The 22103-nt window shown below is 38.5% G+C and carries 13 protein-coding genes; 3 read left to right on the top strand and 10 right to left on the bottom strand.

What is annotated here, in order from left to right; all coding sequences use genetic code 11:
• The first annotated feature begins 575 nt into the window (after window positions 1-575).
• Window positions 576-1364 carry a PhzF family phenazine biosynthesis protein gene (locus FW768_RS07395; protein WP_153394177.1) on the top strand — a complete coding sequence of 263 codons (789 nt, stop codon included), beginning with the start codon at window positions 576-578 and terminating at the stop codon, window positions 1362-1364.
• Window positions 1365-1574: 210 nt separating this feature from the next.
• Here FW768_RS07395 and FW768_RS07390 read toward each other — a convergent pair whose 3' ends face one another.
• The 8 genes from FW768_RS07390 to FW768_RS07355 form a co-directional block, all read right to left on the bottom strand.
• A complete protein-coding gene (locus FW768_RS07390; RefSeq protein ID WP_153394175.1) occupies window positions 1575-2258 on the bottom strand; it encodes an MBL fold metallo-hydrolase in 684 nt (227 codons plus the stop codon).
• A gap of 51 nt (window positions 2259-2309) precedes the next feature.
• Entirely contained in the window at window positions 2310-2897 is a 588-nt protein-coding gene (locus FW768_RS07385) for a Crp/Fnr family transcriptional regulator (protein ID WP_153394173.1), read from the bottom strand.
• A 1192-nt stretch (window positions 2898-4089) separates the two neighbouring features.
• Entirely contained in the window at window positions 4090-4509 is a 420-nt protein-coding gene (locus FW768_RS07380) for a transposase (RefSeq protein WP_153394172.1), read from the bottom strand.
• Window positions 4510-4713: 204 nt separating this feature from the next.
• Entirely contained in the window at window positions 4714-5247 is a 534-nt protein-coding gene (locus FW768_RS07375; RefSeq protein ID WP_153394170.1) for a hypothetical protein, read from the bottom strand.
• 35 nt (window positions 5248-5282) lie between these two features.
• Window positions 5283-8060 carry a hypothetical protein gene (locus tag FW768_RS07370; RefSeq protein WP_153394168.1) on the bottom strand — a complete coding sequence of 926 codons (2778 nt, stop codon included), beginning with the start codon at window positions 8058-8060 and terminating at the stop codon, window positions 5283-5285.
• A gap of 136 nt (window positions 8061-8196) precedes the next feature.
• Window positions 8197-8991, bottom strand: coding sequence for a hypothetical protein (locus tag FW768_RS07365; protein WP_153394166.1), 795 nt, complete (start codon window positions 8989-8991; stop codon window positions 8197-8199).
• A gap of 30 nt (window positions 8992-9021) precedes the next feature.
• The gene (locus tag FW768_RS07360) at window positions 9022-9783 is read right to left on the bottom strand and encodes a hypothetical protein (protein ID WP_153394164.1); all 762 of its coding nucleotides are present in this window, start codon (window positions 9781-9783) and stop codon (window positions 9022-9024) included.
• A gap of 100 nt (window positions 9784-9883) precedes the next feature.
• Complete coding sequence (locus FW768_RS07355) at window positions 9884-10630, bottom strand: hypothetical protein (RefSeq protein WP_153394162.1); 747 nt, start codon at window positions 10628-10630, stop codon at window positions 9884-9886.
• An 814-nt stretch (window positions 10631-11444) separates the two neighbouring features.
• Here FW768_RS07355 and FW768_RS07350 point away from each other — a divergent pair.
• On the top strand, window positions 11445-12866 hold the full coding sequence (locus tag FW768_RS07350) for a tetratricopeptide repeat protein (protein ID WP_153394161.1): 1422 nt from the start codon (window positions 11445-11447) through the stop codon (window positions 12864-12866).
• 59 nt (window positions 12867-12925) lie between these two features.
• On the top strand, window positions 12926-14011 hold the full coding sequence (locus tag FW768_RS07345) for an IS481 family transposase (protein ID WP_153391442.1): 1086 nt from the start codon (window positions 12926-12928) through the stop codon (window positions 14009-14011).
• 293 nt (window positions 14012-14304) lie between these two features.
• On the opposite strand, the gene FW768_RS07340 is transcribed toward FW768_RS07345, so the two are convergent.
• Both FW768_RS07340 and FW768_RS07335 read right to left on the bottom strand, forming a co-directional pair.
• The gene (locus FW768_RS07340; protein ID WP_153394159.1) at window positions 14305-14661 is read right to left on the bottom strand and encodes a response regulator; all 357 of its coding nucleotides are present in this window, start codon (window positions 14659-14661) and stop codon (window positions 14305-14307) included.
• 641 nt (window positions 14662-15302) lie between these two features.
• Window positions 15303-22085, bottom strand: a complete 6783-nt coding sequence (locus tag FW768_RS07335; RefSeq protein WP_153394157.1) for a hypothetical protein — start codon at window positions 22083-22085, stop codon at window positions 15303-15305.
• Window positions 22086-22103: the final 18 nt, after the last annotated feature.

Genomic DNA, 22103 nt, shown 5'->3' with positions numbered 1-22103 from the left:
ACGTGGATATAAAAGCACTTATTAGTAAGGCCCAGAGATAAAAACACAAATGATGGAAAAATATTCTAATAACATTACAGTTGCAGAGCTACTATGCAAGCACTGCAAACCATAAGGTTTATTAAAATAGCAGTTGATATTTCAGAATTCTGGAAAATTATCGTGATATATTTATTGTTCAGTTAAAGAAGATAACTCCTTTACATACATCCAGTTTAAACCATATGAAAACTACTTCCAGTAACTCTTTTATACTACTGTAAATCAAATAGCTTTATTTCTGAGTAGTAATTTCACATGGTGCTAAAAGAAGGGACATCCCGGAGATTGTTCTCACTAGAATCAAAGTTGCAGATGTTCAGAGTTTAGAGGATTGGATAGCGGAAGCTTGGAAATAGCCTGGTAAGGTCATGATACTGGACAGTGTTAGTACCGGTAAGCTCGTGTTGAGTGACAAAGTATATTTGAGAACTAATGCCAAAAGGTGATCTAAAATTTCACTTTATTAGTCATCCATAAAGCTGTCCGGTTTCACAATATTATTTATCTTTGTTATTGGTTTAAATTTATTAATCATGAAGTTGGATTTATTTCAAATAGATACTTTTACAGAAGCTATTTTCCAAGGAAATTCTGCCTGTGTTGTCCCGTTGAAAACCTGGTTACCTGATGAGATTCTTTTAAAAATAGCCTGTGAAAATGCCGTAGCAGAAACAGCATTCTTTATTGATAACGGTAATACCATTCATCTGAGATGGTTTACTCCTGAAATAGAGATGGATTTATGCGGACATGCCACTCTTGCCACCGCTTATTGCCTAACTTCCATCTTAAACTATCAGAAGAGCAGGATTGTTTTTGAAACTAAAAGCGGTGAGCTGATAGTAGATGTAAAAGACGGACTTTATTATATGGATTTACCTTCAAGAATGCCTGAGCCTTCGACTCTTCCTGAGAATATAGCCCAATCTCTCAATATTCAGCCAAAGGAAGTTTTCAAATCAAGAGACTATTTACTGGTATATGAGTCTGAGGAAGACATCAGGAAAATCAGTGTTGAAAGATCCATTTTAGACCTTATCAATCTGGATCCCGGAGGTGTGGTTGTAACTGCAGCGGGTACTGACAGCGACTTTGTTTCGAGATACTTTACACCCCAGTCTTCAATTCTTGAAGATCCTGTAACCGGCTCTTCACACTGCTCACTCGTTCCATTCTGGTCATTAAGACTGGGAAAAGACAAACTTTATGCCCGTCAGCTATCAGAAAGAGGCGGAGAGCTGTATTGTGAAAATAAAAATGAAAGGGTAATTGTGGCGGGTAAAGCCAGAACTTATTCTAGGGGAAATATTTGGATAGAATGATACTCATCGGATTCGATTTTGTATAAGAATGAGAATAGCAAAATAATAATATTGCTGTTCTCATTCTTCTTTCTGCCAATTTAAAGCTTTTAAAGTTGTATTATAGCTAGAATTCATTTTCTGCTCTTAAAAACCAACTCTATTATAACATAAACAGTGAGTTCTGGCAGGTCCGGCAGAATTCTTTACAGGATTAAATACAATATATCTTTAAATAGCAGCACTGCATTGAGCCACAAATTGCTCAAACTTCCGATCCTTATTTCGAAGCACCGGTCCGTGCCCGAAGCAAATCATAGCGGGGTTCAGCTGTGCTAACTTCTGGAGCGATTTGATATTAAGCTTCTGATCCGATGTGAACATATTTGGTGGAAGCCGTAAGCCGACTGCTGTTGTGATTAGGTTCATATTTACCGCTGTATCTCCCATTATCAGTACACCATCCTGCTCACGGAATAAAGATATGTGACCTGCGGAATGTCCGGGAGTTTCTATTACCCGAAAGTCTCCGATTTTATCGTTTTCAACGATTGTCCCTCCAACTTTATGTCCTTGGCCTGCCCAGTACCTTTGTTGAAGTTTTGCGATCCAATGTTGCGGAGTTGGATAGTCCATGGTTACCATCCCCGTTTCGGTTCTGAAAACTTCGTTGGGGTGGCAGAGTAAAGGTATCTCAAATTCAGCACATACCTGATCGCTGCACCCTTGGTGGTCTGCATGTGCATGTGTGAGTACATGTTGATAAACGTTGATTTCCTGAAGTACTTTCTTTATAGTCGCATATGAACTCCTTATTCCAGAGTCTACCAAAACACCTTCGATAATAAAACAGTTGATACTGTTTCTTGGCATGAGCGGAATATGGAATACTTCAGTAGCTATTTGATGTAACATTTTTTTGTACAAAGCTACATCACTGATCAGAACTGAATATGGACATTTGTCCTATAATACGTTGGGTCTGTTTATATGTCCTTTCACTCGTGTAAGAGATCGTTGTGTGATCCCCAGATATGAAGCCAGATCCTGCGTAGTTATGCGCTGAACGAGCATGGGCTCAATAGACAGCATATGACGGTATTTATCTACAGCCGACCTATTATTATAATTCAACATATAATTTTCCTTTTGCTTATACTCATGCTCCATCACTGACTTTATAACCTCATTCCAAGAGTTAACCTCACTAAGCAGGTGCTGATAATCTGCATAGCTTATGCTATAGATGACACTATCCTCTATAGTTTTGATACTCCTTCTTGATTTTTCCTGCCTTACAAACTCCATAAATGAGGTGACAAATTCATTTTCAAACTTAAAGCAGGTTATATTTTCCTTTCCATCCTGATCTATAGCGTATGCTTTTACAGCACCATTAGCAATAAATCCAATATGACGGCAGAAGTCATCCTCACGAATAAAAAAATCACCTTTTTTTAAGTGAATTGGTTTAAAGAACTGTACAGAAAAATTGATTTCCTCAGTTGATAGTCCTCCTATTGAGGATAGATACTTTTCAAGTACATCAGTCATTTTTATGATATTTTTTTCCTTTATTCCTCTTCTTAAAAGGCTTCGGATTCAATTCCAAATCCCGCATACAAAACTAACATTTTTAAGTTTGTCAATTAACGGAATATATCTTTCTTTATATATACGTTTTCTATTTACAATATAATACCAAGCACTTCCAGCAATCAATAATAACAAACCAAGGGGAAATTATAACCAAGAAAATATCAATTAACTAAGGCTCTATAGTAACAAAAATACATATAATGATGAAAACTATATTGGCATTAAAAGGGCATTGAACTGCAGAGTGGTAAATGGTAATTTTGTATCCTGCACAATTTGCGGAACCACGGCGTAATGAAACTTAAAGATTTGTAAGAAATGGCTCAGGGAATATCCCCAAAATTTCTATTCAAAGAGTTTTAGAAATTTAAGTATAATTCACTGATTATAAATGTGTTTAATAACCAAGCCCGTGGCTGTTTCTTATGTGCTCTTTTCATCCACATCTTCTATCATACCTCTTCATCCAAGATCATCGGTTAGATTGCGGACATTCGACTTAATTATTATATCTCTATTACTACCATTTACTTTAAAAATACTCTTTTAAATAACCTGGAGTTGGGGGTAAGGAGTTAAAAGGTTGGAAGATGGAAGAAGGAGGCTGGAAGTTACTTTTAGTTATACGTATTGAGAGCTACCAGAAAATTAAATTAAATAAAAACAGATCAATATTTGTTCTTAATGACTTTCAAAACTTCGCTCTTCCTTCTTCCTTCTTCAAACCTGCATCCATCAGATATTCTTATCTCGGACTGAGGTTAAATAATAAACATTTTTTTCCATTTGGTTACAGTATTTCTACTTAGTTTAAAATGATTAGCAAGCTCAGTGTTATTTAAATTATTCTTTTTCTGATACTCCAGCATTTCAAATATGATAGATTTGTCATAAGACCTGAACCGCTGGTTCTGAACAGTATTTAATAAATTTTCTGTTCCAAATATAATCTCATTTAAACGAATTATATTTATCACTGAAATATTATTTTTAGAAAGAATAGCTTTGCAATCTTCTTTCTTGTTAGGGAATTTAAAAACCAAAATATCTTCATAGATTTTCTTGTAATTCGGTGTGCTGGAATACTTCATATATTTAAATGTTATGCGTGACATGCAATATTATTATTTAATACTTTTGATTGAATCTACTTATCGTACTTATTTATCCATCGATATAATGTGGTTTTAGGAATATTATATTCTTCTATAATTTGCTGTTTTGTTTTTTGACCTGTGTTGATAAGTTCCATACAAAATTGTATGATCTCTATGGTATAAATGCTTTTTTTAAATTGTGGCATGGTAGATTTATTATTTGATTTCTGTCTATTTGAAGGGGGAGCAAATAATATCAGATGTTGTGAATAAATCCTGAAAAAATCGTATTCCAAAAGTTTGCTCCATCTAAGTAATAAACCTGTTTCCATATGTTCCGATTGATACATTTTTGCAATTTCTTGTTCCTTGCATTTAAGAAAATTACAGATACGTTGTTCGCTGATATTTAATTCTTGTGCTCTTTGTTTAAGTAGAGCACCAATATTGATATGTTGAAAGTTTTTCATGAAATACAACTTATTGTTTTTGTGAAAAATTTTGAAACTAAAATTGAATTCTGCATTGATTATAAAGATCTTAAAAGGATTTTTTAAATTTTATCAGAGAAAGTTAACAGCTAACCTTCAGCCAAAACTGGGAAATGATAAAGATCAAAACATTTTGTATGGCTGAAGGGAACTGTGAATCAAAATTTCACTGTAAAAAATATTTTATGGTTTCCAGAAGCTCCATACCTTCCCGTTGAAAACTGCCAGAAGTTTTGCAGTGGTGTCATACACAATCAGGCCGGGCGCGGGATTGATGATATTAAGATGCGGACTGGCTACTTTGGGTAATATCATTGATTTATTGGTGTCTTCAAGTACCAGTATTCCGGAGGTTGTATTTACGGTTCCTATGCTTGTCTTTGCCGAAGTGTTTTCATTCGCAGAATTCTGGATGATGGCTGCATCAATATTTGTTATTGGATCTATTGTACTTCCTGTAGTGTCTACAGATAAGTCTTTCCATCCTGAGGCATATTTCACCTTCACTTTTTTATCAGTAAGATCATAAACTAAGGTTCCGTTTACTGCTCCTGTTACTGATGCAGTATTGGTAACCCATGGCAATATCATCCCTTTATTTTCTGCTGCAAACTCTAAAGAAACGGATGTATTGGATACTGATGTCTTGCCTATTGCTATTTGTGCCTGCACAAAGGAAGACAGTAAGCCCGCTGTTGCGAATAATATAGTTTTCATCTTCTTTTTAATATTAAATTATCTTTTTATATAAATTAAGGACATGTCTGAACGTTGAAACATTTCCATCCCAGGCCGTCATAAATACTTAAGCAGTCCAGATTAGTATCGTAAACCATCATTCCTTCCACGGGTATTAATGAATTCTTTTGTACTGTTGTTAATCTGTTAGGTACAAAACCTTTAGTTTTTGCTTCCAACGCAATCCATCCTCCCTTTCTGGCCATAGGCCAATTGCCATTGTTTATACCTGCTCTGCCTAATGAAGTAATTCCTAGAGTGGTATCCAGCGATGTGCCTGAAATCACCGCATTCTTATAACAAAAACAGCTATTTACTAAAGCATTTACAGAACCTCCGGTTCCCTGTCCTACATCTCCGCCAGTATCAGCAATACCTCCATTATTTACCAGATTAGGGACACCATTCCCATTCACACCTCCATTAGCTGTAGTGTTGATGCTTCCGTCCGTATTCAGATGTTCGTTTAATACATTTTCATCTCCTTCTATAGCGTCAGGGCAGCCGTCTCCGTCAGAATCCAGATCCAGAAAATCAGGGGTGCCGTCACCATCGGTGTCAAGGGATTGGCAGGTTCCGAACTGGAAGTCGTCATACCTTGCCTCTAGATTGCTGGTGGCTAATCCATATATGTAAACCCTTAATGTATATGTTGTATTGGGTAGCAGATGAATTTTATTATTTAGCGGAGAGCCGATGAGATATAAATAAGGTGTTGAGGCTGGTATTGTAAAATTTTCCAACAACAATGTTCCCGCTGTGGAAAAGGCATTAGCAGAAATTTCAACTCCAACTCTGTATGCATTGCCATTTAATGCAGAGGACCAGCCAAATTTACTGATCTCGTGGTATCCTGTTAACGTGGTAGGCGTCGTAAAAGAGTATTGCACATAATCATTATTGCTTCGGGCATTGGCTAATGAACTTTCATTGATACTGCTTAAAATCCATCTGTTAGAAGTGTTCGGGTCTAGGGCACGGGTTATTCCGGAACCCCAAACCATATTACCGGCAGATGCTGCTATATTGGTATCACGCCCGGTCATGTTTGTGCCTGTAGGTGCCGTAGGCCAATACCTGTCCTGAACCAGTGTTCCAGCAGGAGTGTTGCTGAACCATCCGGCATCAAACAGTGAATTTTGACAATACCCTTCGTCAGTATCTGAAATCCCATCGTTATCTTTATCAATGTCTTCGATGTCAGGAATTCCATCATGATCAGTATCTGTACAATAATTTACTAAAGTGCTTGTGGAGACTCCCACATCCTGTCCTACATCTCCGCCGATATCTGCTGTTCCTCCTGAGTTGACAAGATTAGGAACACCATTTCCATTGATGCCTCCGCTGGCAGTGGTATTAATGCTGCCGTTAGGATTGAGCTGTCCTGCCTGAACAGTTTCATCTCCCTCTATGGCGTCAGGGCATCCATCCCCGTCAGAATCCAGATCCTGAAAGTCTGGTATGCCGTCGCTATCGGTGTCTAAAGATTGGCAGGTTCCGATCTGGAAGTCATCATATCTTACAGGAGTACCGGCGGCGGATGCCCCATATACGTATATCCTGAATGTATACGTGGTATTGGGCAACAGGTGGACCTTATTAACCAAAGAGGTTGCCGATAAATAGGTATAGCTGCCCGTAACAGGAATTATGAAGTTTTCCAGCAACAATGTCCCCGGTGTAGTAAAGGCATTGGTAGAAACTTCAGCTCCAACCCAATACTCATTGATATTTGGAGTAGACGCCCAACCGAATTTGCTAATTTCATGATATCCTGCTAAGGCTGCAGGTGTAGTAAACGAGTATTGTATATAATCATTGTTGGCTTTGGCATTGGCCAAAGAGCTTTGATTTACCCCACTTAATTGCCATCTGGTACCATCTTGCGTGTGACTAATCCCTGATCCCCAGACAAAGCTGTCGGCAGTAGCTGCTATACTGGTATCACGCCCGGGAATACTGCTACCTGCAGGAGCAGTGGGCCAATATATGTCCTGTGTCAGTGTTCCTGGAGGAGTGTTGCTGGTCCATCCAATATCAAACAATGAATTTTGACAATACCCTTCGGCTGTATCTAAAATTCCGTCATCATCGCTATCTAAGTCCGGACATGCCAGGAAGCTTACGCTTTGAACCCTGATATCATCTGCTGTTCCATTGGCAGGATTAGCAAATGAGGCAGGAGCATAGTGCAACATAATGTTTCCGTTATTGGGAATGCCTGGAGGCAGTTGGATGGTAATGGTTCGGTAGCCTCCCACTGCAATAGTTGCGGGCGATAATAATGTGGCTCCATTACTGGCTGTTACCGTTGCATTGGCATTTGTGTTGATTGCAGAGCTTATTGTTCCATATATAGGATTACCAGCCGGAGTAGCTGAATTACCGTAACGTATATAAAAATCCATATTATAACCGGGTGTGCCAGAGTCAACTACCCAGACTACAAGCGTCACTTTAGCACCTGTGCCTAAAGGATTTGCATTGGTAATAGGGTGCGTTGCGAATTGGTCAAGATGTCCGTTAACCATCTGCTGGTTAAAAAGTGTATAATCGTTGCCGGCAAACACCTGGTTGACCGTGGCCGGATCGGGACTGCCTGTAAAAGGTGTACCATCGTTATTGCTCATGGTATAGGAGCCTGTCCAGCCCGTTGTAGCAGGTATGCTTGTAATAGGCATATTTGCAGCCGCAGTGGCTCCATTGAAATCATAGAAGTTGGTCGTAGGGGTTATTTTTTCTACCTGGGTTGGGCATTGCGCATATACGAGACCGGTCAGTGAAAGCATAAAGAATATGACTATGCTTTTAAACAATGCCGGTGAAATACCAAAAAAAATAAATCGGAAAAGGTTTCTCATAATGTAAAAATTGATTAGGAAAATTAAAGGTTAACAAAAACAAAATTTTTAAGCTGTTACTTTTTTATTGGGAAATAACTAAAACTGCGTTATTTACTTTAAATGTACTTGCGCCATATGATCCATAGCCTGCTCCACAGGCCATTTTATCTCCCGCTGCCAGATTAAGATATGAGCTTATGGAAAGCGGCCAGCTTGTACCTGCTCCTGTGGTTTGAACAAGAGATCCCGAAGACATCACAGCACCATTTCGGATAACAAATGCCTGTGCTGATGCGGCTGCCTGGCCAACTGTTATATTGATCAAACACTTTACAGAATAGACTCCGGGGGAGGAAATCGTATACTCATGTGTTGAAAGGTTAAATGCATTCATAATATCCAGATATTCCGTTTCAAATTTAATTTTATAGCCGCCACTAGTACCTGTGATATGTAAAGTAGTCTCCGGGGTATTTTGCCTGGCATAAGCTAAAGTTTTTATTACTCCCTTGATGCCTAAGCTCTCAGACACATTCGTTATATTAGCCACGGTAGACCATTGCGGCTGAACGGGAGCGCCGGGGTCCCAGTAAGCGAGTCCTTTGGAAGGGCTATTAAGTGCCGGATTAGGGTTGCTGTAAACAAGAAGATAATTGGCAGGATTGGTAATGATATCTTTATCAGTAGTGTTTTTCAGCGGAATTTTAGGCAACAGAATCCCATTGTTTGTATTGACTGGAAAATCCATATCCAGAACAGCTGAAGCATGCGGTGTTGGGTCGGGAATATTTGAAAGCGTTATGGCTACCTGTGCGTTTGATAATAAAGTAAAACACAGGAATGTGATGATGGCTAAATTATATTTTAAGTTTTTCATGATCTATGAATGTATCTATATTGTGTTGCTTTATAAAGGGTCCAGCCTTGTTACGGAAATCTGTGAGGCCCTTCTATTCTGAGTAGTTCCCGTACCGGTAGGTATAGATTGAAAGAAATAGTACGAAACCTGGTCACCGGCGATAAGAGAAAGCCTGTGAACCATCTCTGCTGACGAATTTGGAGCGCCTGAATTTTTATTTGCCCGACCTACCTTTACAACAGTACCGTTTACCTTTATCCGGCCTTCCAGATATCCATCACTAGATGTTGTTCCCTGAAATGTACTTACCCTGGCATTGATCTCATATATACCAGTTTCGGGAACAGTATAAATATTACCGCTGATACTGCCCTGGAGTACTGTATTGCTTTGCATAAGGGTCTGTACCTCTACATTTGGATTGAAAGCCGCTGTGGAAGTCTGAAGGCTGACTAAATAAACTCGTCTTGCGTTTGTACTGATATCTTTAATTATTGTACTCAGCTCGTAAAGCAGTTCCCATCTCCCTGTAAGGGAAGGATTTGACTGCTTGGGAGCGGAAGCATCCCAATAAACCAGCCCGGTTCCGGAGCTGGTATTGGTATTCATTGCTATCAGCATATCTGCGGGATTGGTAACGGGATTCGGATTGTCAAAATCAGGAATATCCAGTCTTGGTATCAGCATTCCTTTGTTGGCAGATACCACCTCCAACACGGCGGAACCGGATGAACTGCTGCTGCCAATAATGACCTGCCCTTTGACATTCGTCATTAATGTTGTTATCAGAAAGATTAATATGTTTTTCATTTTTTATGTTTTTAGATGTTTAGAATTGTTATTCTATGATGTCTGATTTTCTGTGGAAATTCGAATGAGCAGCCCCCTGATCATTGAATAAGTTTATATTTTAAGATTTTGTGAGATAAAAATATTTTGAAGTACTGCTGGCATTCCCGGTAGAGCTTCCCCAACATCGTATTTGTTCATTTGCATTCAGTTCTAAATACACTGTGCCATTGACTGTAAGTCCGCCTACGATATTATCTCTGGTCATAACAAAAGTTTGCCTTTTTCCGGTATCTTCGGTACCGGAAGCATTGTAAACCCGGATCTGGATTTGTGCTGATGTTGACGCATTGATCACCATTCCGCATTTGGCATAATATCTTCCTTTTACCGGGGCAGTATAGTAACTGTCTGTACCCGTAGTAAATGCGGACATATAGTTAAGAAGAGTGGAAGAGAATGTAAGTTCTGATAATGTAGCCGTAAAAGCTTGCGGTGTAGTTTGATTTGAAGCAACCTGAGCTAATTCAATTCCGAACCCATCAGTAATTTCTGTCAATTTGGTCTTTGAAATAAGATATTCCCATCTCTGCGATGCTTCGCTCCAAACATGCAGACCTTTATGAAGTATTGGAACTGCCGTTAGGTTTTCTGCGGTATTAAAAATTATTAATCCGTCCGCCACCTGGGCAACCGGGGCTTTCACCGTGACAGAGGTAAGTTGTACTTTCGGGATTTTTATGCCTTTATTAGTGCTCCTGATTTCTAAAATGGAGGAGATATCAGGGGTTGAGGTATTAATACCAACCTGACCGAAAATATTGCTGCTTAATATGAGGCAACTGGTTGCTAAAATAAAATTTTTCATCATTAATTGTTTTATCAAGTAAGTTTATAATGATCTGTTGTTCAGTTTTTTTGAACAGGATAAATTTGTGTTTTTTTGAAAAAAATCTTAACCTCCTACACTTTGTTTGTATGATATATACAAGGAAGAGTAATGGTTCTGAGCATCTTAAATAATAGCTTTTGGCTTCCGGATATATGCAATTCGGATGTGTCTTAGATGTACAAATATTTTCCTAATGCTTAAGTAAATGGTGAAGTGCTCCAAGAGACTGTGTGGTTTACTCTGGAAATGGTGCTGGAAAGCCCGGACTAAACAATAAGAAGGGGTATTTTCTATAGGCCGATTATTAGTATCTGGAAGAATTGGTATTCCAGTATAGATAGGTGGGCTGTTAGATCTCCTGTCTGTTATTTGTATTCTGTGGATATATTGCTGTGCCTTATCACAGCGAAGAGGGAGGGATAACAAATGTAATCCGAATAAATTTTTCATAAATACTTGGTTTTTTTTTCGATCCTTAGTGTGAGATCTGGCAGCGAATTTATATCATGATAATTTTATCAATGCTAAAATTGTTGTTAACAATTGCTAACAAAAAAGAGATTTCTTAGTGAAATATGTTAATTTTATTAATTTAAAATATTGGCTTTTAGTTAATTATAATTTTTATTTGTTAATAATAGATCTTGCATTTGAAAATTCTATTTTGTAAATCCTTTTTGTTCTTAATTTGACGTAATAAATATTGCTCATGAGTAGAATTTTTATCATATTCACATTCTTCATCATCTTATCATGCCAGAATGATAATACGAATGAGTATTTTTATAAATTGACCGAAGAAGAAATAAAACCAATAGTTTCTGATCCCAAAAAAATCCGATTATTATATGACAGAGAGCTGAAAAAATATAAGAAGTCTAACGATCTCAAATATTTAATGAGCAGTAAATATTTGGAACGCTTTTTATACATAGGAGAAGACAATAACATCAAGCAAGTTCCTTTAATTTATGAATTATTGAAACTTAATGATAGCAAAAGTGAGTATATCTCTATTTCCTGTAATTTTGCTTTGGCTCTTCAATTTGAGCAAAACTCTCCGGAATTTGGATTAAAATTCCTTGATGATGCTATAAAAATTGATGAAAGATATGGCAAAAAATATTTTTTGCCTCATCTTTATCATGCAAAGGGAAGATGGTTTTATAATGCTAAAAAATATTCTTCCGCCATTTATTATTTTAATAAATCTTTACAAAATCTAAATAAAGATGACCTCCTTTATATTGCTTCAATGTATAATAATTTTGGGATGACTTTCAATAAATTAGGAAAACAAGGGAAGGCAATTCAGCAAACGCTAATAGGTATTAATATTCTAAAAAATAAAGCTATTCTAACTAATGAAGAAAGGTTTCTGATGAATCTTATGATTGCAAATGCAGGAGCTTATTATTATTCACTCAAAGATTACAGTAATGCTGAAACATTTTTATGTAATGCATTCGAATTTTTTAAAGACAAAGAAGAATTTTACAGAAACTCCATTACTATTTTAGAACAGCTATTCAGTTTATTTGGGACTACAAAACAGCATCATAAAAAAGAAAAAGTTATTAATTTCTTGCTAAATGTCGAATCCAAAGTAAATTCTTACCCAAATAGAATCAGAGCTAATAGTATAATTCAACAATATTATGCCGAAACCAATGACTTCAGAAATTTAAAAATAATTTCTGCAAAATTGTTTGATTTGAATAATAGTTATGATCTGAAGAGAAGTAGGGATGCTGGTAAAACTGCTGATGTACTAAATAATTATATGGTACAGGACATCAATCAAAAGTATAATTTCAAGATACATGATCAGGAAAGAAAAAATAGATTTTTTTTAATTTTATCACTTCTGATCTTAATCGTATTGATTCTATTTTTTAGAAGTATAAAAAATAAGAATAGAGCGGAAAAGGAACATATTAAAAATCAAAAGGAGATACTTGAACAAGATTTGTTACTTCAGAGAGAAAGAAATAAAAATATGCGTCTTAATCTTAATCTAAAAATAGAAACAGAAAAAGCTTTTTTATACAATCTTAAAAGAACAAGAATGTCAAAAAATATTGAAACTGAAGAAATATTGAAAGATTTATACATTCAGATCAATAATTTAATTCGTATAGATAAGAAAAATTATGATTTCATTGGTGAAAGCTCTTTTGAAAATAATTTATTCATGACTAATCTGAATTAGTCAATACTTAATCTGACAGTTATAATCAAATTAAATAACTTTAAAACAGATTAAGTATTATGACAACACAACAAAAGATTATCAAAAACAAGTTAGGCGTACTTGAATTAGCACAACATTTAGGAAACGTATCCAAAGCCTGTAAGGTGATGGGCTATTCCCGAGACAGTTTTTATAGATTTAAAGAATTGTATGAGCAAGGAGGTGAATTAGCATTACAGGAAATCTCCAGAAGAAAGCCAGTATTAAAGAATCGTGTAGATGAAGTCATTGAAAAAGCTGTTGTTGATATAGCTATTGAAAACCCTGCTTTGGGGCAGCTTAGAGTAAGTAATGAACTTAAAAAGAAAGGTTTCATTGTATCACCAGGTGGAGTCAGAAGTATTTGGTTAAGACACGATCTACATACGTTTAAACTAAGATTGAAAGCCCTAGAAGCCAAATCTGCTCAAGATGGTGTAGTCCTTACTGAATCTCAACTTTCAGCACTAGAAAGGGCTAAGGAAGAGAAAAAAGCTCATGGAGAAATTGAAACTCATCATCCTGGATATTTAGGAGCTCAAGACACTTATTACGTAGGCAATATCAAAGGAGTTGGACATATTTATCAACAAACTTTTATTGATACATATTCAAAGGTAGTATTTGCAAAGCTATATGACCGTAAAAATGCTCTTATTGCTGCTGACATGCTTAATGATCAGGTAGTCCCTTTCTTTGAGCAGCAGGAACTTCGTTTACTCAGAATTTTAACAGACCGAGGAACGGAATACTGTGGAATAAGAGAACAGCATGAATACCAGCTCTATTTGGCCATTGAAGATATCGATCATACGAAGACCAAGGCTAAAAGCCCTCAGACCAATGGTATTTGTGAACGTTTTCACAGGACGATACAGGACGAGTTTTATGCCATAGCTTTCAGAAAGAAAATTTACAGAAGTATTGAAGAACTGCAATTAGACCTGAACAGCTGGTTGTCGTATTACAACAATGAAAGAACGCATACAGGAAAACATTGTTACGGTAAAACACCGATGCAGACGTTTCTAGATAGTAAAACTATTGCAAAAGAGAAATTATTGGAAACTCTTGCAGAGGAACAAAAAATCCTTACTTTTGGAAGTAAGGATAATATTGGATAACTGACAATTATTTTTAACCCCTAACTGTCAGATAAAGTCGTGGCTATTACAACTAATCTCTCAAAGAAGTTTCCGTTACTTAGTACTAAAGAGCTTAAGCTGTGCGTTTATTTCAAACTTAATTTAAGTTCAAAGGAGATTTCAGTTCTTGAAGACATAACAGAGGGAAGTGTAAGGGTTTTTAAAGCAAGGATTAACTCTAAAGTAAACCCAGATAAATCCGGAAAACTTTTCGATATTTTAAATAATATATAGTTAAGATAACCTATAATAAAATTCTGTATTCATTTTTCTCAAGAATTTTTTTTAACTACATTAATCATATGATCAATATCAAACGGTTTTTCAATAAAGTCATCAGCCTTACATGCTTCGGCCGTTTTGGGCAAATCATAAGATGTAGAGGTTAAAACAGCAGATAAATCTTCGGTTTGAGGATCATCCTTTAATCCTTTAATTACTTTTGATCCCTTTTTGCTGCCTTTTATGTTATCATCTACTATAACCAAGTCAGGATCGATTTTGTCAATTCTTTTGATTGGTTCGGTTGTCAATGAAGGTATAACATCAAAACCCTCATCTTCCAAGATTTCATCCATAACTTCAAGAACATCTTTATCATCTTGGATAAGCACAATTTTCTTTTTCATTTTGCAGTATTTTCATTGCAAAGATATATAATAAAATTAATGAAACTACGGTGATTTTTTGTCGCTATTGACTCAAAGTCAGGAGACTAAAATAACTAATTCCTCGGCTGATTTATAATTTTTAATATCAATTTTTATAGGATCCGAGCACACTTTTCTATTTTCGATATTATATTGATTATCATCATGAATTCTGATTAACTTCCCTTTATTGAATGGGGGTTAAGCCATGATAATTGTTTTTAAAATTTGATTTTTCTTACGAACTTCATTACAATAAGCTAAAAGGTATTTTTTTAATGGAATGACTTCATTATTCTGCTGTTTGATGAAGAATATCGTCTACTGAGTTACCTGAATTTTCTGACCAAAGGACTCCAAAAAACATCTGACAAGCCTCTTTAGTATCCTGTTGAGATCAGTTGGTGTTATGGATTTGTTTCTGCTTTCATTAATAAAAGAAACTTTCCAAGCGGAAAGCAAATATAAAATCCTGCAGTACGCCATTATCTGGATTATATTTTTTTAGTCTGACAGGTTTTCAGCCTTATCAAGATGTTGAACTTTGATAAGGCTTTTTGAAACCTGTTAGATCTGTTTTAAAGATTATATCTGCTAAAGGATGAATCTAAACTCCTTTATCAGTTTTTTATACAGCGAACCGATGCTGCACTTGTAAGACCAATAGAACTAGTTCCTTGTCCTATAGTATTACCACTTCCATATACGGTTGAAAGGTATCCTAAAGTACCTGCAGTACCTGAATATGAATTATAGTAATATCCAAAGGCCCCTGTATTGGTATAATTAATCCTGCCACTCTTATAACCCGGACGAGGTAATCGTAAAGCCGATCTTTCAACTGCATTGGTTGGTAGAGGTTTAGCATTCACTGCATTAGCCAGACTATTCTGATCTGCCTGAGTTGGAACTCTGAACCCCTGAGGACAAGGATTGTTGACCCCGGACATTCCCAACCATCGAGTGGTATCATAAGCAGGGCTTCTCCAGTCCGAGTTTGTTCCTCCAGGTGATGCTATATAATTAGGGGTTGTTAGTGGTTCTGTAAGGGGACCCGTTGTTGCACCCAGATATACGGCTGTTGCCGCTAATCCTCCAGTACCACTGTTCCAGTTGGTGAGCTCATGCCCATCTCCCTTTCTTCCCCATTGGAACAAAGATCCATAGGCAAGATAATCCTGATCAGTTGTAGCCTGCTGCGTCAGATTAAAGTTTGTGTTCATCAGATTGGTATAATCGGCGCCCAGATTATTGTTCAGCCAGATATTTCCGTCTTCTCCCTGAACCGGCAGATAAAGCATCAGATGGCTGGTTGTGCTGCCATTATTATCTGCCAGCCCAAACATTCTGTCTGGTATTCCCGGAATATCACGTACTTCATACCCTGTAAGTGTTCCTGCATTATTGTAAGGATACTGGAACATGCCTAGCAATACCCCCATGTAATCATTTCCGATACCTGCATTAATGTCCAGTTTCTTGGCAAGCATATCTCCACCCAAAGATTTGATGGTAGCCGTAATAAATTTGGTAGCTGTGGTATAAGACTGTGCAGCCCAGGATAATTCTAAAATTCTGGATTGTCCGTCTTCTGTATAAGCTGCCGGTATTACTGCTGTAGTCGTCCATGCGGCTATATTTCCGCTGCCTGTTACATTCGCTACAGGAATTTGCACCGTGAAGCCTGTAGTCGTAATAGAACCCTGATAGTCTGCTGTTTTGGATTCATTAATACCGTCCGCTGCTACCGGGCGGTTGTAGCTTGCCGGCGCCGTAGGTGCTGTATAAGGAATATAATCCGTATCGTAAACTGACGCTATCCAGGACTTTCTATCCTGTAGAAGAGTGATGGTAGATGGTAAAATACCTCCTCCGGCCGGGGTTACACTAAGATTAAGCCCGCTACAGCTTTGTCCTGCTATGCTGATGTTTACAGAAGTTACACCTGCTGTTGCCGGAGTACCTGCAATGTTGTATACAATGTTTCCGCTGCCTGTGGTAAAAGTACCTGCAGGAAGTGTAAAGGTCAATCCGTTTTGTATAAAGCTTTGTGCTCCATAGCTGCTTCCATTTCCTCCAGTGTAAGGTACCATAAGTGTACCACTGTATGTTGTACCCTGTGTAGCCGTTGAAGGACTGAATATAGCTGATGAACAGCTAAGTGCTAATGTACCCGGACCTCCCACATACGGGTTTACAGTAAGACTAAGCCCATTACAGCTTTGTCCTCCTATACTGATACTTACAGATATTGAACCTGCCGTTGCCGGAGTACCTGTAACGTTGTACACAATATTTCCGCTACCTGTAGCAAAATTACCGGCAGGGCGGGTAAATGTCAATCCGTTTTGTGTGAAGCTTTGTGCTGTATAACTGCTCCCGTTTCCACCTGTATAAGGTACGGTAAGGGTACCATTGTACATCGTGCCCTGTGTAGCTGTTGCAGGGCTGAATACTGCTGATGAGCAATTCAGTGATAACGTACTGCCACCACCTCCGGAACTACCATCTGGGCATGCTTGTGTGGAGATGCAATGCCAGGCCATAGAAGCGCCTCCTTCTTTTAAGGTGTATATCTTCATGCATTTGTTGGTAGTATCATATACCATCATACCTTCTACAAAGTTGGCAGCTGTAATACCCACAGGATTTCCTGATGCATCAAAAGCGACCCTGTTCGGTACAAAAGCTTTGGTTTTAGATTCTAAAGCCATCCATCCTCCTTTTCTTACCATTGGCCAGTTATCTGTATCTGCTCCGGCTCTGCCAAGAGAGGTGATACCTGCTTTGGTTTCTAATGCGGTACCGGCTGTAATACCTGGCTTGTAGCAGTAGGATGAGGAGTTTACAGCACATACCATCAAAATAGCGGTAGTATAACTATAGGTAGAGATCATTTGATCAGCAGAACTGCCATCACCCATACTGCCATAGACTCTGTGTCCTACGTAACCAAACGTGTCGGTACCCTTTTTAATATTCATAGTGGTATGTCCACTTGTTTCTACGGCAATAATTTCATCTGTCACTTTCATTCCATTGGAGGCGGCACTTACACCCGGCATATAGATAGGATCATAGGTGGCGGACTCTACGGCTCCTCCGATCATATAACCACTATTAGATCCCCAAGCCCATAGTTTATTATTATTAGTCAATACATTAATAGCACTAAGTTGACCACCAGCATCTTCAGCATGTTCGCTAGGTGAGATCCATACAATATTCTCTAATAGCCCCGTACCCTGTCCATTCTGATTGGTTACTTTTAGCGGCTGTACCCAAGTCGTTTTGGTTGTAGTGGTACCATCTCCTAATTGTTTGTAGGCATTATTTCCCATGGTATAGAGTTTTCCATTGTCAGCCAGCAGATAGTATGAACCACCTGTCATCCCAATCATCTTAGGAGTAATTCCTGCTGGGGCAGATACTTCCGTAGCATATGTTCTGTTGGCGGCAGCTCCGTTATTAATATACGTACCTGTACCCCAAGTATAGAGTTTTCCTTCGGAAGTTAAAGCAAACAAAGCATTTGTTGTACCTCGCATGGCTACAACGTTGTTAAGATTATCGATCGCCGATGTTTTTACACGGTGCCAGATCACATTGTTGACTGCATTCTGTGCTGTACCATCCCCATTTTTAGCACCATTCATAGACAATACCCAAGCCTCACCACTGCAGGTTACAATAGCTAACGTTCCGTAAGATCCAAACATCATTTTTACATCGGTAGGCATTACACCAGCAGGCAGACCGTCTGCTTTGCCATTAACTGTAATTTTACCAAAAGCTGTGGTACTTTTAATGGAAGAACTTATTAATATATTAGCTGCTCCCCACACATATAGCCCATCGGTAGTTAATAAAGCATGTTGTTCCGGTAAACCAGCTACTACATTCATACCTCCGGTTGCTTTCAGCGGTGTTCCTGTATAATTAAAACCATTTGCGGAGGTTATTGGTGTTGGGACTAACAAGTGTGAAGTTCCGTTAGGGGCAGCCATAGCTCCCCATGTTTTAAAGCTTCCATCACCTTCTTTTACTATCGTAGAATGAAAGATAGATACTATATTGTCGTATTCTATGGTATTAGGGTCTGAACTATTTACAAAGGTGTTTGGATTACAGCCGTTAACACAATAGTTCGGTACAAAGCCTGCAAAAGTAAAATATTGTCCGTTTGCTAAAGTTACATTGGTTGTATTGTACACTACACCGTTTACGGTAACTTCTGTTACCATTGGGGTAAAGGTATCGGTACCGTCAAAAACTGCATCGGTAGATTGTACCAAGTAGAGATTGCTAACATCTTTAGGCCATGCAACCGTTACCGTACCTACCGAATTGGTATTCTGTACTTTCCAGATAGATTCGAAACGGGTGTTGGCAACACCGTTGGAACCAGTTGTATAAGACAGAGGTATTTTAAGCTTTTGCTCCAGTCCGTTATCACCGGCAAGAAGGAATTGTCTATCTGTAAGGGTATTGGTGTTTGCCGCATTGGTATTTGCTAATGAACTTCCTGCGCCTATGATCAGCTTCTGGTCGATATTTTCACTTCGCGATTGTTTCTGGTATAAAACAGAAATATTATCCCTTGCAATACCCAGAATATTATTCTGATAGATAGGGGAAGTAGTCCACACCACAGTATTATCGGAGCTTACATAATCTCCTGTCAATGTTGATCCCCATTTAACGGATAAATAAGAATCTACACGGGCTTTTTCTGAAGCGGAAAGAGGATTGGCAAATACAATCGTTTCATTCAACTGCCCGTCAAGGCTTCCCCAGTCAGTATCACCACCTACCCTGAAAATGCGTAACCCATTACCGGTATTAACATTCGAGGATGTATTGTTGTAGATATTTTCGTTACCGTCTAACCATACTTTCGCTAATACATTGGTATTAGGTGTACCACCTCCGTTCAGCCATGAAGAACCTGCAACGAAAGGCTTTTGGGTAACAAACAAATTGGTAGATATCGAATTGTAAGTACCTCCACTGTAAAACATCAGCTTATCACTTGGATTAGTATTGGAAGTACTCAATCCCGGATAATTCATGGTCTGGTCAAAACCTGCAAAAGAGGTTTTTGAGGCTCCAACAGTATTCATTTTACCGGCAATATAGATGCTTCCCTGGGTACGGGTTATAATTTCATTTCCGCTTCCCGGATCAGCAGCCATAAAATCGGCATTAAAAGTTACGGTAGGGTTGAAGTTAGCCAGTGTGCTTTGGTTAGAGAAAGCCGGCTTTTGTGCAGCGGTAGTCTGTAAAAGGTTACGGCCTGTTCCCATCTGATCATTCCATTGCTGAACAGCAGTATTATCTGCTGCTGCGGTTGTACCTGCATCAGAATATACACCTGCATCTGCCTTGTACCATACAGCTGCCGCTATACCTCCGGGAGACGGAGCCACCACATTAACCGTCAAATCACTTGTACTTATACAAGTACCTGTGGTAACGGTCCATCGGAAGGTATATACCCCCGGAGTATTGAATCCTGTAACATTGGTGTTGTAAGCTGATGGTGTTACAATTACAGGATCGGTAGCACCCGCAGGCTTGGATAACAATGTCCATGCACCTGTGGCAACTCCCGGATTGTTCCCATTGAAAGTAGTCTGGGTAGTTCCAACCAAAGTCTGGGCAGATCCTGCATTAGAACCTACCTGCGCAGATACAAATATGGAGAATGTATCCTCGGATGAGGTTCCTGCACATAGGTATTCTGCATTTATAAACCCCTGAGAACCACTACTGCCGGCAGCCTTTATTCTGAAAACATATTCTCCTGGTTTATTGAGATTGTTGATTTGTGTAGATGCGCTGGTAAATGATCTTGCGGTAGTAGCCTCATAAGTAGGAGCAGCTGCCCCTGCAGGACCTGAAACCAGAGTGAAATCATATCTTCCTGCAAAATCCTGAAAATAACTTGGATTTGCTGTTGTTGTCTGATATCTTGTAGGTAATGGTACTGTTGCCGATACCACCCCAGATCCCGGATAACATACCGTAATGTTGTCGACATTAACGGCAGGACGGGTATTATCTGATATATGAACATAATAATAAGGTGTTCTGCTACAACCTCCAGCACCAACAACATTAATGTTAAATCTGTAGGTTCCTGCCCTCCATCCTCCAGACGGTGGTGTAAGGGTTACGCTTCTATTCATAGTTCCTGCACCAGTTTCTACTATAGATAGTGTTCCTCCTGAAGGGATTACGCCGGAAGGTGCTATTGAAGTTATGGTAGTAGGAGGGTCTGCTGAATTAATCTGAAAGTAAAAAGTAATAGGTGCTGTAGAACCCACCATATTACAATATAATGATCCTGCACTACCTACATTACTGAAAATCTCCATCTGATTGGGATATGCCGGATCTATAAAATCTAAAAAGCCAGGCTGGGTACCATTAAAGTTATAAGTAAGTCTTTTGGTATAGCTGCCTAAGGTATTCGAAATAGTAAGATCGAATGTATAAGCACCTGTAGTCGTAATTCCTGAAAAGTAAAGTCTTCCGTTCTCTATACGGGAATACTGAATATTCCCCCCAGCCGGCTGGCTTACCACAGTCATGGTAACGGTTGTCCCGAAAGAAGAATTTCCCGATGAATTAGTCGTAGATGTTGAAAATTTTGGTGAAGTTGAATTAGCATCATAATAAAATGAAGCACCGCTAGTACCAGGTGTTACACATTGACTAGAAGTGGCAGGAAATGTCATATTGGGATTCGGGATGAACCTAACGATTGCATCATCCTCATACCAACAACTCGGGTTATTAACGGAGGTGATCCTCAGTACAGCACGGTAAGCAGGATCTGTTGTATGATCCGCTTTATTGGTAAGCGTTAATGTAGGACTTGCTGTTGTGGTGTTGCTCATCGTGGCATTAGTTGTAGCAATAGTTCCATTAGATTCAAAACTGAAAATGTTATAATATGTCCATGATGCGGTATATCCTGCCGGGATGGTAGCATTGAGTGCAGCTACTCCTGTGGTTGCAGGTATGCCCGTAATATCCGGGCCTGCGGTAAAGGTAGAGGTATCTCCAGGTGCTGTAATGGTTACCTGTGAGGTTACTGTTCCGGAAGGGTTACAGCTCTGTGCCACCTGAAATACATAATTGCCTGGATAAGTCATTCCCGTAACATTGGGGGTCAGGGAATTAATGTTGCTTATAACCGGGTCCGGTGCTCCGGAAGGTTTAGATACCAGTGTCCAGACTGGTGTCCCGTTTGTACTGCCGGATGAACTTCCCTGTAGGGTATAGGATGTACCGCATATCGTGGCATTCCCTCCTGCATTGATACTACACTGTGCGTAAAGTATCACATTACCCAGAAAGAGCAACAGGATAAAAAGTAGTTTTTGTTTTTTCATTATTTGTTTTTTAGAATC

The sequence above is a fragment of the Chryseobacterium vaccae genome, from assembly GCF_009602705.1.
GTDB lineage: Bacteria > Bacteroidota > Bacteroidia > Flavobacteriales > Weeksellaceae > Chryseobacterium > Chryseobacterium vaccae.
The sequence above is the reverse complement of the archived record's forward strand: the minus strand, read 5'-3'. Positions and strand labels throughout refer to the sequence as shown.

Excerpts from the sequence above, each read along its gene's own strand:
- FW768_RS07370 (WP_153394168.1), bottom strand. The coding sequence starts at position 8,060 with ATGCTTTCACTGACCGGTCTCGTATATGCGCAATGCCCAACCCAGGTA.
- FW768_RS07385 (WP_153394173.1), bottom strand. The coding sequence starts at position 2,897 with ATGACTGATGTACTTGAAAAGTATCTATCCTCAATAGGAGGACTATCA.
- FW768_RS07380 (WP_153394172.1), bottom strand. The coding sequence starts at position 4,509 with ATGAAAAACTTTCAACATATCAATATTGGTGCTCTACTTAAACAAAGA.
- FW768_RS07355 (WP_153394162.1), bottom strand. The coding sequence starts at position 10,630 with ATGAAAAATTTTATTTTAGCAACCAGTTGCCTCATATTAAGCAGCAAT.
- FW768_RS07365 (WP_153394166.1), bottom strand. The coding sequence starts at position 8,991 with ATGAAAAACTTAAAATATAATTTAGCCATCATCACATTCCTGTGTTTT.
- FW768_RS07360 (WP_153394164.1), bottom strand. The coding sequence starts at position 9,783 with ATGAAAAACATATTAATCTTTCTGATAACAACATTAATGACGAATGTC.
- FW768_RS07345 (WP_153391442.1), top strand. The coding sequence starts at position 12,926 with ATGACAACACAACAAAAGATTATCAAAAACAAGTTAGGCGTACTTGAA.
- FW768_RS07375 (WP_153394170.1), bottom strand. The coding sequence starts at position 5,247 with ATGAAAACTATATTATTCGCAACAGCGGGCTTACTGTCTTCCTTTGTG.
- FW768_RS07390 (WP_153394175.1), bottom strand. The coding sequence starts at position 2,258 with ATGTTACATCAAATAGCTACTGAAGTATTCCATATTCCGCTCATGCCA.
- FW768_RS07340 (WP_153394159.1), bottom strand. The coding sequence starts at position 14,661 with ATGAAAAAGAAAATTGTGCTTATCCAAGATGATAAAGATGTTCTTGAA.
- FW768_RS07395 (WP_153394177.1), top strand. The coding sequence starts at position 576 with ATGAAGTTGGATTTATTTCAAATAGATACTTTTACAGAAGCTATTTTC.
- FW768_RS07335 (WP_153394157.1), bottom strand. The coding sequence starts at position 22,085 with ATGAAAAAACAAAAACTACTTTTTATCCTGTTGCTCTTTCTGGGTAAT.